At 57.9% G+C, this 12,792-nt stretch carries 14 protein-coding genes, 2 pseudogenes and 1 riboswitch; of the genes and pseudogenes, 1 reads left to right on the top strand and 15 read right to left on the bottom strand.

Annotation, left to right across the window (positions count from 1 at the left end):
- Positions 1 to 381, bottom strand: a pseudogene (locus ACYP2Q_RS00535) (CorA family divalent cation transporter); the annotation flags it as partial.
- Between ACYP2Q_RS00535 and ACYP2Q_RS00540 the strand changes: the two are divergent.
- A pseudogene (locus ACYP2Q_RS00540) lies at positions 380 to 709 on the top strand (peptidase C39 family protein); the annotation flags it as partial. The pseudogenes ACYP2Q_RS00535 and ACYP2Q_RS00540 overlap by 2 nt on opposite strands.
- On the opposite strand, the gene ACYP2Q_RS00545 reads toward ACYP2Q_RS00540, so the two are convergent.
- The 14 genes from ACYP2Q_RS00545 to ACYP2Q_RS00610 form a co-directional block, all read right to left on the bottom strand.
- A complete protein-coding gene (locus ACYP2Q_RS00545) occupies positions 706 to 1,320 on the bottom strand; it encodes a LysE family translocator (RefSeq protein WP_459728597.1) in 615 nt (204 codons plus the stop codon). The pseudogene ACYP2Q_RS00540 and the gene ACYP2Q_RS00545 overlap by 4 nt on opposite strands.
- 56 nt (positions 1,321 to 1,376) lie before the next feature.
- Positions 1,377 to 1,772, bottom strand: coding sequence for a GFA family protein (locus tag ACYP2Q_RS00550; protein WP_459728598.1), 396 nt, complete (start codon positions 1,770 to 1,772; stop codon positions 1,377 to 1,379).
- Between the two features lie 107 nt (positions 1,773 to 1,879).
- Positions 1,880 to 2,488, bottom strand: coding sequence for a trimeric intracellular cation channel family protein (locus ACYP2Q_RS00555; protein WP_459728599.1), 609 nt, complete (start codon positions 2,486 to 2,488; stop codon positions 1,880 to 1,882).
- Positions 2,489 to 2,596: 108 nt separating this feature from the next.
- Positions 2,597 to 3,931, bottom strand: coding sequence for an OprD family porin (locus ACYP2Q_RS00560; protein ID WP_459728600.1), 1,335 nt, complete (start codon positions 3,929 to 3,931; stop codon positions 2,597 to 2,599).
- A 22-nt stretch (positions 3,932 to 3,953) separates the two neighbouring features.
- Positions 3,954 to 4,745, bottom strand: coding sequence for an ABC transporter ATP-binding protein (locus ACYP2Q_RS00565; protein ID WP_459728601.1), 792 nt, complete (start codon positions 4,743 to 4,745; stop codon positions 3,954 to 3,956).
- Positions 4,742 to 5,758 (bottom strand): FecCD family ABC transporter permease, encoded by a 1,017-nt coding sequence (locus tag ACYP2Q_RS00570; RefSeq protein WP_459728603.1) that lies wholly within the window; start codon positions 5,756 to 5,758, stop codon positions 4,742 to 4,744. Before ACYP2Q_RS00570 ends, ACYP2Q_RS00565 begins: the two co-directional genes overlap by 4 nt.
- Positions 5,755 to 6,768, bottom strand: coding sequence for an ABC transporter substrate-binding protein (locus tag ACYP2Q_RS00575; RefSeq protein ID WP_459728604.1), 1,014 nt, complete (start codon positions 6,766 to 6,768; stop codon positions 5,755 to 5,757). The genes ACYP2Q_RS00570 and ACYP2Q_RS00575 overlap by 4 nt, the downstream gene beginning before the upstream one ends.
- Before the next feature lie 138 nt (positions 6,769 to 6,906).
- Positions 6,907 to 7,101, bottom strand: a riboswitch (cobalamin riboswitch).
- 33 nt (positions 7,102 to 7,134) lie between these two features.
- Complete coding sequence (locus tag ACYP2Q_RS00580) at positions 7,135 to 8,307, bottom strand: DUF1624 domain-containing protein (protein WP_459728605.1); 1,173 nt, start codon at positions 8,305 to 8,307, stop codon at positions 7,135 to 7,137.
- 39 nt (positions 8,308 to 8,346) lie between these two features.
- Entirely contained in the window at positions 8,347 to 8,532 is a 186-nt protein-coding gene (locus ACYP2Q_RS00585; protein ID WP_459728606.1) for a hypothetical protein, read from the bottom strand.
- 194 nt (positions 8,533 to 8,726) lie between these two features.
- Positions 8,727 to 9,227, bottom strand: coding sequence for an outer membrane beta-barrel protein (locus tag ACYP2Q_RS00590; RefSeq protein WP_459728607.1), 501 nt, complete (start codon positions 9,225 to 9,227; stop codon positions 8,727 to 8,729).
- A 279-nt stretch (positions 9,228 to 9,506) separates the two neighbouring features.
- Positions 9,507 to 10,481: an AraC family transcriptional regulator gene (locus ACYP2Q_RS00595; protein WP_459728608.1), complete on the bottom strand. Its 975-nt coding sequence runs from the start codon at positions 10,479 to 10,481 to the stop codon at positions 9,507 to 9,509.
- The gene (locus ACYP2Q_RS00600; protein WP_459728610.1) at positions 10,478 to 10,849 is read right to left on the bottom strand and encodes a hypothetical protein; all 372 of its coding nucleotides are present in this window, start codon (positions 10,847 to 10,849) and stop codon (positions 10,478 to 10,480) included. Before ACYP2Q_RS00600 ends, ACYP2Q_RS00595 begins: the two co-directional genes overlap by 4 nt.
- Before the next feature lie 526 nt (positions 10,850 to 11,375).
- Positions 11,376 to 11,858, bottom strand: a complete 483-nt coding sequence (locus tag ACYP2Q_RS00605) for a hypothetical protein (RefSeq protein ID WP_459728612.1) — start codon at positions 11,856 to 11,858, stop codon at positions 11,376 to 11,378.
- Positions 11,855 to 12,670 carry a winged helix-turn-helix domain-containing protein gene (locus ACYP2Q_RS00610; protein WP_459728614.1) on the bottom strand — a complete coding sequence of 272 codons (816 nt, stop codon included), beginning with the start codon at positions 12,668 to 12,670 and terminating at the stop codon, positions 11,855 to 11,857. Before ACYP2Q_RS00610 ends, ACYP2Q_RS00605 begins: the two co-directional genes overlap by 4 nt.
- Between the last annotated feature and the right edge of the window lie 122 nt (positions 12,671 to 12,792).

Consider the following 12,792-nt stretch of genomic DNA (forward strand, 5'->3'; position numbering starts at 1 on the left):
TCAATGCGGTCCCGTCATGCTGGATGAGCCCCGGGTCAGATGCTTGAGCGCAACGACCATCAGCCCCCCGGAAACCAGCATTCCCGTGAGAAAAAGCGGATAGGCCACCCACCAGGGGATGGCGGACGTCATCATGCTGAACTCGGACATGCCGCCAATGCTGGCGATCAGGTTGAGCGGCAGGAAAACCACGTTGATCAACGTCAGTTTGCGCAGCAGGTTGTTCATGGTGTTGTTCATCAAGTTGCCGCGTGCATCGATCAGGCCGGCAAACACCCTGGAGTAGATCTCCGCCTGTTTGTTGCACTGGATGTTCTCGATGAGCAGATCGTCGATCAGCGCGATCGCCTCGGCGCTGAAGTGCTCTTTTTCCGCATGGTTGGAGCAGGTCAGCAGCCACCAGCTGGACCTGGCTCACACGCTGAAGGCCGGCGGCCAGGCCCTGGTGTTGATCAGCAGCTACCGCCTGACGCGCTCCAGGGCCCCGCACTGGGTCATCGTCACTGACTACGATGAAGACTTCGTCTACCTGCATGACCCGGACATCGATCGCAGTCAGCACCGTCAGGCACTCGACTGCCAGCATCTTCCCGTCAGCCACAAGGCGTTCGACAAGATGTGCGCTTTCGGCGGCAACAAGCTGCGCGCCTCAGTGACGCTTTATGCACGCGAGGAAGCGCAAACCCGGCACCCATCGCAAGATGGCTAAACCAGCTGACGGATCCCCAGGGACAAAATCAACCCACCGCACAGTCGATCGATGGCTTTTTTCCTCCCTCGATACGCGCCAGCAATCCTGGGTTGCGAAAGGGCGATTGCGACCATGCCATACCAGGCCATCGACACCACCACGACAACCGCCAGCATCGACGCAAAGGTGCCTGGCGAGACGTGGGTGGGGGCGGCGGCTGAAAAAACCGCGGCATAAAAGGCCATGGACTTGGGGTTGCCAATGTTGGTCACCACCCCCTGGATAAAGGACTGCCTGCAACTACCGGCGATGGCATCCTCTGGCCGGCCGGGTGCATGCTTCCCCGCGTTGATCAGCAGACGCAATCCGAACCACATCAGGTAGGCGGCCCCCAGGACTTTCACCACAAGCGCAGCCCAGGGCAGCGCAGCAAAGACGATGCCGAGACCTGCGATGGCACAGGTGGACCAGAACAGGTTGACCAGAACGATACCCGCCACCAGGGCCAGGGCTTGCGACCGTGTAGCCGCCACCGCCTTATGGACCACGGCGACGAAATTGGGCCCGGGGATAACGACACCGGCCAGGTAGACCAGAAAAACCGTCAAAACGGCAGAGCTATCGATCATGTGCTTCCTCGCGGGTGACTGTCATGCAGAGGTGATAGGGCCAGGCAATGTTGCCATTATCGTCCAGGCTGCCATTGCGGGTATCTGGGCAGATCTTCCCCAGCCAGCCACGCCACATCCTGCTCCGTCCAGATGTGGTACTCGGGCCTGGCGCCAGGCTCCTCGTCCAGGGTGGCCACGCGCACGATCATCGCGGCTGAACCGCTACGCTCAGCGGCAAGGTGCGATCCGCAGTGGCAACAGAAATGTCGCAGCTTCCCGGGCGATGACTCGAAAGCCCGCAACGCGTCCAGGCCTTGAGTCCATCGAAAATGCTCTCTCAACACGCCAGCCGTGGAGACATAAGCCGCGGCATGGGTCTTGCGGCAGGTACTGCAATGACAATGGCTGATAGGCATATCGATACTGTCGATCTCATAACCCACAGCCCCACAAGCGCAGCTTCCTTTCATTTCAATCCTCCTGTTTTGTCACCGTGCGCAGATCAGGGTCAGCCTGGTTTGTGCAGTTTGCTACGCAGCAAGTTCGACGTAGCTCGACTCGCCACCTTATCGATGAATCATCCCTGCTTGGTTGAAAAAATTGCCGGCATCTGCAGGTGCTTGTAAATGGCCAGGAACCGCAAGCCGAAGGTGAAGGTCAAGGCAATCCAGCCGGCGACCCAGATGGTCGGGAAAACGTCTCGCAACAGGACGTAGAGGGTGCAGCCCAACAGAATGGGCGTGGCGTAAATCTCCCGCGACATCAGCAGTGAAACCCGTCCAGCCAGGACATCCCGGACGATACCGCCGCCGATGCTGGTCAGCACGCCCATCATCACGGCCAGGGGGGCAGCAAGCTGCAAGGCCATGACTTTCTCGGTGGCCGACAAACCGAACAGCGCAGCCGCCAGACCGTCGAGATAAAGCAGGATGCGGTAACGTCGTTGCAGTCGTTGCGTGCAAAAAAACGCCAACAGCGCAGCGAACAGGGCAACCCAGATGTAATTGAAGTCGGCGATCCAGAAGATCGGCAGATCCAGCAGCAGATCCCTTATCGTGCCGCCCCCAATGGCGGTGATGATGCCGAGTACGATGGCACCAAACAAATCCACGTCGGCTTTCTTGATCGCCAACACGCCGGTGATGGAAAACACGGCAATGCCTAACATTTGCTGGAAATAAGACATTTTTTATTCCTTATTCACGTTCCCTGCATCAGCTTCGTTCGAGCAGCCTCCTGAGTGTAAATCAGTGCGAGAGCGGATCTGCGATTGTCACAACGATAACCGACCTTTTCACAACCTGCCTGTCAGAGGGTATTCGACAGCCAGGCGTATCTGGTCCGTGTCCAGTTCTGCCTGGGCGGTATTGCCCCGATGCACGTTGTGTCGCAGCGACAAGGTGGTGCCTTTCGCCGCGCCACCTTGCACCACATAGCGCATCTCCAGGTCACGTTCCCAATGTTTGCCGCCTTGGCCATAACCCAGCCAGGCGTAGCCGCCCTGCGGGTCGACGTGGCTGCCATCGATCTGGCTGCCACGGACATAGGCGGCGCCCATGGACAGGCCCGGCAATCCCCAAGGGGTGATGTCCAGATCGTAGCGAGCCTGCCAGGATTGTTCATGGGGGGCGTTGAAGTCCGACAGCTGCACGGCGTTGCTGATGAAAATCGCGCCACGGGTGACGTAATCAAACGGCGTGTTTCCATCCACTTTCTGATAACCGAGGCTGAAGCCGTGGGGGCCCTGGGTGTAAGTGGACATCAGGCTCCAGGTGGTATTGTCGATCCTGCCGGATAACGACTTGCCCTTATCAAGGGTGCGGTACAGGTTCAGGTTGAGTGCCAACGAGCGCTTTTCACCCAGCGTCTGGAGGAAGGTGCTGCCCAGATAGTGCTGGTTCCAGGTGTCCTCGTAGCGCGATGAATAGAGGCTCAGGTTCAGGTTCTTCGCCGGTGTGAAGACCATGCCCGCGAGATCGAAGGTTTTGCCTTTCACGGCGTTGGAGTAGTTGACCACCAGGCCCTGGTCATGACTGCTGGCATTTCGATCGGTGCTGTCGGTGAAGTGTCCCGCTACCAGCTTCAGTGCCGCGAACTCGTTGCTGGAGAGGAACAGGCCGGTGGCGGTTTCCGGCAGCAGGCGGCTATCGGAGGAACTGAACACGGGCGTTTTCACGCGCTGCTCGCCATAGCTCAGCACTGTCGATGACAGGCGCAGTTTGAGCGCGGCACCGCCGCGGCTGAACTCGTCCTTGGGATGCCCCTGGTTGTCGAGCCCAAGCAATCGCGCTTTCCCGGCGCGGCCGCCGCCGCTGTCGAGTTGTGTGCCGAGATAGGCATGGGTATCCACTCCCACCCCGATCAGGCCCTGGGTGAAGCCTGATTGCAGCGTCCCCATCAGCCCGTAGGCCCATTCTTCAGCGTAGCCATTTCGCTCGTCACGCGGCTTGTAGGCATTGCGCGCAGCGCTGTTGCGAGCGCCATGACGGTACTCGCGATGGTCGTAGACCGTGCGGTTGAGCAGGCTCCAGGCGCTGTCCTGGACAAAGCCATTGGATTGCGATTGAGCCGAATCAGCCAGGGTGAACGGACTGGCCAAGGCGAGGAGAAAGGCGGATCGGGGAGGCATTTTCTGGGAGTCCACAAACGAATCAGGATGAACGCAAACGCAGGATCTGCGCGCCGTCAAAGGGGTCGATGAGGTAGTGCGCATGGACGCCGAAGGTGTCCAGCAGGCGCTTGGGAGTCAGCACCTCAAGCGGTTTGCCGAGGGCCACCAGGCGGCCCTTTTCCAGCACGGCCAAACGATCGCAGGTGAGCGCCTGATTGAGGTCGTGCAGTGCAATCACGCTGGTCACCGGCAATGCGTGAACCACCTGCAGGATCGCCAGTTGGTGCTGGATATCCAGGTGATTGGTCGGCTCGTCCAGCAACAGGATGCTCGGGCGCTGGGCCAGGGCGCGAGCGATATGCACGCGCTGACGCTCGCCGCCGGAGAGGCTGCGCCAGGTGCGCTTGCGCAGATGAGTCGCATCCACGTCGCGCAAGGCTTGATGGACGATGCCATCGTCCGCCGCCGACCACGGGCTCAGGGCCGACAGCCACGGCGTTCGGCCCAGGGCGACGGCATCGAACACACTGATCGCATCCAGGGTGTCGGCTTGCTGCTCAACCACCGCCAGGGTTTGCGCGATGGTTCGCCGTGACAGTGACTTGAGGCAGTGACCGTTGAGATGGATGGCTCCCCGACTGGGGCTGCGCACGCCGGCCAGCAGTTTGAGCAGCGTGGACTTTCCCGAACCGTTGGGTCCCACAAGGCCCAGGGTCTCGCCAGCATGAATGTCGAGGTGAATGTCGTGCAGCAACTCGGCATCGCGGATCGAGAATCCGAGACCGGAACAACTCAGCACGGGGTCGTGGAGAACAGGCGCAGGCGCATTCATCGGGCGTTCCTGCGAGCGACCAGGATTAGCGCGAACACCGGCGCGCCGACCAACGCAGTGATCACTCCCACCGGAATCACCTGGCCCTTGATCAGCGTGCGCGAGAGCACATCGGCGGCAATCAGGAACACCGCGCCACCCAGCGCGCTGGCCGGCAGCAGGCGCGTATGCCGAGTGCCCAGCAACAGCCTGGCGGCATGGGGGATGACCAGGCCAACGAAACCGATGGAGCCGACGATCGACACCATGACCGCCGTGACCAGGGCGGCACAACCGATCAACAGAAATTGCACGGGACGTACCGCGATGCCAAGTGAGGCCGCGGAGTCCGCGCCAAAGGTGAAGGCATCCAGCGCACGCCGGTGCCACAGGCAAACCACGAGACCCGCGAGGGCAACCGGTACCGCCAGCCACACCGATGGCCAGCGCACGCCACTGAGATTGCCCAGCAACCAGAACATGATGCCGCGAGCCTGCTCCGAACTGGCCGACTTGGTGATCAGAAACGCCGTCAGCGCATTGAACAGTTGCGACCCGGCAATCCCCGCCAGGATGATCTGCGAGGTACTGCCAGGCGAACCGCTGGCACGGCCGAGCAACACAACGACGGCGAAGGCAGTAACGGCCCCGGCAAACGCCCCGGCCGACATCGAAATCGCGCCGGCACCAAAGCCGAGCAACGCCACCAGCACCGCGCCCGTCGAGGCCCCTGCGGAAATGCCCAGCAGGTAGGGATCGGCCAACGGGTTGCGCAACAGCGATTGCAGGATCACCCCGCAGGTCGCCAGTCCCGCGCCACACGCCGCCGCCACCAGCGCGCGGGTCAGGCGGTAGTTCCAGACGATGCCCTGGTCGATGGGATCGAGGGCGTAGCCTGCCGACCACAGTTTGTTGGCCAGCACCTGGAACACCACCGCCGGTTCAATGTGCGTTTCACCGATGGCCACACCGGCGATCACGGCCAGAAGCAATATCACCAGTGCGAGCAGTGTGCGAATCAGCGTCCTGGTCATTGCGGCAGGTCGTAGCCGTGGAGGGCGGTGGCCAGCGCTTCGAGACCATCGAACGTTCTCAGGCTGGCCTGCATGGCCATGGCGTCGAGGATGATGATGCGGTTGTTCTTCACCGCGTCCATGTTGCGGGTCACGGGGTCGCTGTGCAGGAATTGCAGTTTCTTTTGATAGTCGTCAGCGGGGAAGCGCCGGCGATCCATACGCGCGATCACCAGGAAAGTCGGGTTGGCCTTGGCGATGGTTTCCCAGCCGACGGTTGGCCACTCTTCGTCGGACTGCACCACGTTGCGCACGCCCAGGGTGTTGAGCATGAAGTCGGGAATGCCCTTGTGCCCGGCGACATAGGGGTCGATGTCCAGGCTGGCACTGGAAAACCAGACCAGCGCGCTGGTGTGCTTCAGGTCTTTGCCTTGCACCAGGGCCATGGACTTGGCCAGGCTGGCCTGCAGCTGCGCGTTCAGCTGTTGGGCACGCGCCTGGACATCGAAGATCTCGCCCAGCTGGGTGACGCTTTTGTAAATGCTTTCAATCCGAAACGGCTGCAGACGGGTGCCGTCGGCGCCGACCAGGTTGTCCTTGGACTCGCAGTCCGAGGGCATCAGATAGGAGGGAATCTGCAGTTCATGAAACTGTTCGCGGGTACCGACGGCGCCTTGCGGACCGACCATCCACTCAAGCTCGACAGCGACCAGCTCCGGACGCTTGCCGATCACCGACTCGAAACTCGGCTCGTTGTCGGCCAGGCGCTCGATCCTGTCGTTCTGCGGCTTGTACTGAGCGAGCACATCGTTGAACCACAGTGAAGTGCCGACCAGCTTGTCACCCAGACCCAGGGCAAAAAGCATTTCCGTGCCGGCCTGGCCGATGGTCACCGCCCGTGCCGGGGCGTGGGCGAACGTCAGCGTGCTGCCGCAGTTCTCGACCGTCAGCGGGTAATGGGTCGGTGCGGCGCAGGCGACGGACGTAAGGCCCAGGCCAGTGACGAGGGCGACAAAGCGGGGCAGCAGCATGATGCAATCTCCATTTGAACCGTCTACGGCGCAAGGGTCTGGAAACACATCATCGAGCGCTGCCGAAAGGGCAGTGCAGTGCCCGTCACCTGGGTGACGCGCGCACAAGGATGTCCTCCCCGGACACCCCGCCGGTTAGTGATTGTTGCTTGGCCGGCAGGTCTCCTGACTGGTGCGTCATCGCCTGCTCCAGCCTTCCCGGGATTCGATCCCAGTGGCAGTTCAGGAGCAGGCTCAGCACCTACAGTTGCGGGGGCAGTTCCGTTTGATGCGTTGGCAGCATCACGGATTCCCTATTAATCCCATGTGGAAACCGGCGGCGGCATGGTAGTCGATCATGCCGCCTGAGGCGAACCCAACTCCTGATCAGAAGTATTTGAGCCAGCCGATATCACGCCGACGCGCCTTCAATGCAGCGAACCAGCGCACCGGCAGATACAGCGCCGCAGCCAGCAGCACGGCGGTCAGCCACACGGCCCAGATGCCGTCGAACCCGAAGTAATCGCCCTGGTTCAGACCCAACAACGCCACGCTGATCAGGTACAGCCCTTTCAGCACATAAAGATGGAGCAGGTAGAAGAACATCGGAGCCGCGCCAAAGACCGCCAGGGTGCTGATCCACTTCTGTTGCCGGGCCCGCTCGAAGCCCAGCAACAGCAAGAGCCCCATTCCCAGCGTCAGCCCCAGGAACAGCAGGGAAGGCGGGTATTTGGTGATGTTGAAGAAACTCATGAGGGTGAGCGTGGGGCTGGCATGGACCTGCCAATGTGCCTCGCCATAACCGTTGACCAGGCGCAGGACGACGAAACCGAGCAAGGCGCCGACCCCGGCCAGCAACAGATAACGCTGGCGCAAGGTGGCCGAGGCTGGGCGGGCGAACCAGGGGCCGATGCAGTAACCCAGGGCGATGACGCCGATCCACGGCAGCACCGGGTAGGAACTGCGCAGGCGCAGGCTGTCCGAGAATTCGATCCAGCCGCGATCATGCAGAATGGCCCAGGGCAGGTGCAGCGCCGAACCGACCGGGAAGTGCAGGGGGTCGAGCAGGTTGTGCCCGGCAACGATCACCAGGCCCAGGGCACAGAGGACGGGGCGAGGCAGCCAGGCCAGTGCCGCGAGGGCCATCATGCTGATGCCGATCGCCCAGATCACCTGCAGGTAAATCACGGTGGGCGGGAACTGGAAGGTCCAGGCGAAATTCACCAGGGTGAACTCCAGCACCACCAGGAACAGGCCACGCTTGAACAGGAACGTCGACACCGCGTGGGCGCCCTGGTGCTTTTCACCGTACAGAAACGCTGACAGACCCGTGAGCAGAACGAACACCGGCGCGCACAAGTGGGCGAGCGTGCGGCTGAAAAACAACGTGGGTTCCGTGCTGTCGATGAGCATCGGGTCGGAGACCTGGCGGTGCAGGAAGAACGTCTCGCGCACGTGATCCAGCAGCATGAAGATGATCACCAATCCCCGGAGGGCATCGATGGACATCAGGCGTTGGCTAACGTTGGTGATGGGTGGGTTTTGAACAAGGCTTGTCATTGAAGGTCGCAGGCAGGAAGTATTGATATAACATAACATTTAATTCGAGCAAAAAAAAGCACGACACCACCGCCAGTCCGGTGAGGCATCCTGCTGGATCTTCTCCGAATTGCCCGCCGGGTTGGTGGCGTAGGTGCAGATCGAGTCCTGCCAGTTGACCCCGCCGCCAATGGTCAGCTTGTTGAAAGCACCTGGCAGACGGTAGGTGGTGAAGGTGCGCAGCAAGTGGTCGGGTACAGCGTATGTACGAGTGGGTGTCTTCAGTGACGCCGCTGCGTTCGCCCGTCGCAGTCTCCGTGATTGCGATAGGAGCCAAGGTGACAGGGCTTCCCGTCTCTGCGCGAGGATCGATAGGGCAAGCAGGGGAGGATGGAGGCTTGAGGTTGAGCGACCCGCAAGGCCGCTCAATTCAGGAGGGGTTAAAAAAGAATAAAAGCCGACGCCGTTGTTTGATTCAAGTCCATGTTACCGACCTGCAGTACTTCATATTCAGCACGGACTCCGATGTTGCGAAATACATCAACTTCAACACCGGCACCGTAGGTCAGGTCCACTCCCCTATCGTCATCGGCGGCATTGCCGTCAGCATCCCATGCATGGGCACCGACAATGCCGAATACTCGAACCCGATCTCCCAACGGAAAGCCGAGATGGGCACTGGCCTGGACAGACTTGCCGTCGAAATCCAGATGCTTGTCTTCGAACTGGCCGAGATCGACGAAGGCGCCTTCGAAGGCCAGATAGCCGTTGAGTCGATAGCCTGCAAACACCTTGTAACTGGTGTCTTCATCGTTCAAATGGACTTTGTCGGTTTCAATACTGCTGACACCGGCACCAAGATATAAACCTTTATCATCAGCGAGCGCCTGAAAAGACAACAACGAAAGCAGTGAAACGAAGCCAAGGTTTCGAAATAGCATGTGAGGCAGGGTCCTTCTACAGTTGTCGATGGGTGTTGACTGAAAATTTGATTGATCGTGAAGACTGATTGAAGTCATTGATTGATATTTCTCAGTCACCGCAAAGTGTTAATAGGTGTTAACCAGCCAGGCCAGGGCGACGCCCGATAAATAGGCGGCCAGGCAAAAGATGACTTTCTGTTTGAGTGGTAGCGAATTCAATCGATAGCGCATGCTTATCCCCTTGGGTAGATGCAAGCATGCTGACCATTCAGGCGGTTGGATGAAAATTAATGATTGTTATTTTGCGATTGCTGCCAGTGTTGCGGAGTTGCGCCTGGCGGTTTCCGAAGGTGTTTCTCCATAAGCATCCTGATACGCCTTGGAAAACCGACCCAGATGATGAAAATTCCAATACATGGCGGTTTCGGTAACCGTTGGCCAGGTGTTGGCGATCAAGTCCCGGCGGACACGGGCGAGTCTCAGCTTTTTAATGTAAGCGATTGGCGAAATCCCGAATGTTTCGACGAAACCATGGTGCAGGCTGCGAGTGGTCGTTTGCAGGTGCTTGACCAGCGCCTTCATGTTGAGCGACTTTTTTGTATTTTCATGAATGTATTGCATGGCTTCTAATGCGATCTTTCTTCTTCGCGGGGGAGTCGTCGCGGATCGGCCAACAGGTATCAGGGCCCGCAGCAGAGAAATCAGCAAGGCACTTTCAGCTGCTGAAATCTCAGCGCAGCTGAGCGGTTGCAAATGAGGCGGGTGGGCGTCAATGGAGTAGGCGTTGATCGCCTCAATGGCAGATTGCACCAACTTGAAATGTGCAACCTGGAAGCGCTGCGCCTTTCGATCCCGCAGCATATCGACGCAGGAATGATTTCCAAGGCAATGTACGTAATGTTCCAGAGTCGTGGTCAGGGTGAATAGCGTTTCATTCGGCTCGCAGGTGTAGTGCATGGGCTCGCCGCTATACATCACGATGATTTCGTTAGGCCACAAATGATGATTATTGACCGTGGGTCGACCCACCGAAGCCTGTGAAATGGCCAAGGTTACAAAGCCCCGGGGGACAGAACCCATCAGGGTGACGGTTGAATCAAACTCCAGTCGACTGCATTCAAGCCTGGTGCCCTCAAAGAGCTTATGCTGCCTGATATGTGCTTCGTGCTCCAAGGGAGCGAGGCTCAGTTGCCAACGGCCAACTGTTCTATCGGGTTTGTCCGCAGCGGTGGACGTTACATGAAAGACTTCATCAGGGATCATGATGCTCATGGAATGGAACGCTCTTCAGCTAAAGGGACAGTGCCAGGATTTTTCTCGGGCATCGACAGCGCCGCAGTAAAGACGTACGCGTCGCTCTCGGATACTTCCACCAGGCCTTGCAGTTTTTCGGGTGCCAGTTTCGAACCGAAGATGGCGGTTTTTTGGCTCGCCGGGCTGATGGCTGCCGCATCAAAAGCAAAAAAATCCTCAGCACGATAGGCTGTGACAATCCTGTAATCGGACTTTTCATCGTTCAGCTTGTTCTTGTTGCTTTCAATGCGCGTCAGGTCGGCGCCATAGAGTTCCTTGTCATCAGCCAGGGCCTTGAGAGACAGCAATACACCAAAGGATACGGTAGCGAGGTTTTTTAGCAGCATTGACGTGCATTCCTTGTTGATGATGTTAGGCAGTGCCTGCGGATAGTCCTGCTCCCACGATGCTGGTTGAAGTCAAAAACTCATATTTTGCTTAAACTGGAGTCAGCGACAGGTCGTGACTCTGATTGTTGATTTTGTGGCGGGGCAGGCAAGTCGCTACCAAAAGCATCTTCATTATCATCATGGGCTTCCTTTTCAGAATAGATTTTCAAGTGCTTGAGCTTGATTGTTTCGTTTGGGCTCAATTCCAATTCGTAGAGTTCGATTTGCGTACGGCCGATCGAATACTCATTGTGCGCTGCTGAAGGAAACGATATTGCAGCCAGCGCTAGAATTGCCAGGATCCTGGTTATCATTGATTTGACGGCTCGGGGGAAATGTTCAACTGGCGTGTGGAGTCGGCATTTGCGCTGATGTCAGCAGGAACGACTCCCAGCGCTACAAAGGCGGGATGTTGCGGGGGGAGGGGGTTTGATTCAAATTAGTAATTATTATTTTTGTTCTGATTTGATGGCTTGCAGATGGCTCAGTGATTCATGCAGCGCAAGCGGCCAATGTCATGCACATAAAAACACACGGCGTTCTTATCGGCGGTAGGGAGCAACTCGTAGTTGAGGACAGCGCCTTCCTGCAGGACGAATTGACGCCTGAAAAACAGATCAGGCGTCTTTTCAATGGCGAATAATTCGTTATCCTGGCTAAGTTTGACGTTGCTGATCTTTATTTGCACATGATGTTTGCTTTCCCGGACAATCTGCGCCGAGATGGTCGCATTACGAATCTTGCCGTTCAGGCTTTCAATAGTGGTCTGTGTCAATCGGCCATGGCCGATGGTCAAATACTCTTCAGTATTGAGTTGATTGGAGTCCTCCAACCATTGTCGGGTCATGGTTTGATAACTGATATTTTCCATGTAATAAGATGGCGAATAGGTCAAGGAAAAGACACAGGTGGCGTTAATGATTGCGAGGACTATCCAGTGAACAGTTGAAGCGGTCATTGACTTCATAGGGTGGCTTCCAAACATTGCCGGATCATCGGGGCAAGGTCTTTTTGCTCGCTATTCAATTGCAGGTTTGCAGTGCTTAGATCCGGACGAACGCACGAAACAGAGTAATTTGATTTAAACAGGTTCAACCACACCTCGCCTTTCAAATTTGCCGCAAGCTGTTCTACCTGGGTCGCCGAAAGATCCCTCAGCGATTGAGCCTCGGCGACGCTCTGGGCAACGGCATGGATGACCAGTTCGTTGTGTTTCACGCTCAAGACTTCAACTCTCGTTGAGTCGAAGCCAGAGTGGAAACCTGTGTAGGCGCATACCGCCAAGGTCAGGACATAGCCTATTAACTGGGCTTTTGTCAGGAAAGTAGATTTCCTGGTCTTTTGCGCAGGCACCGGTAGATCATCATTGCCGTAGGGCGCTGGCTCTTCAATCGCAGGCACAGGCGCAACGTCTTGCGAAGGCGTCGGGAGACTTGTGGGGACATCGACTACATAGAGACGGTTGAAGCAATAGCCTCTTCGCGGAACCGTCATCAGGATCTCGTGATCACGACTGTCGTTGAGAATGTTTCTAAGAGAGAAAACCGCCTGGTTCAAACTGCCAGAGGCGACGACTCGGTCATTCCAGGTGTAGTCGATGATCTCCTCACGACTTTTGGTCTGGCCGGGTTCCATGAGCAGCAGCTCCAATAGACGCGATTCTGCTCTGCCTATCGTAGTGCTTTGTACTTCTCCATGGGGTGTGGTGAGGGTAAGCAAGGCGGTGTCTGGATCGAAAAGGGCCATGGCACCATTTTTCAATGTGAAGGCGTAGCGCATGGGAGTCCTCCGTTCAGGTGGTTCTGGCTGAGTATAGAGACGGTTTGAGAGGCCGATTTGACGCTGTACATTCTTGTCGAAGGGAACGGCTATGAGCGGGGCCGGTGATGATGCGCGGATCG

The organism is Pseudomonas sp. MHK4 (assembly GCF_054600775.1).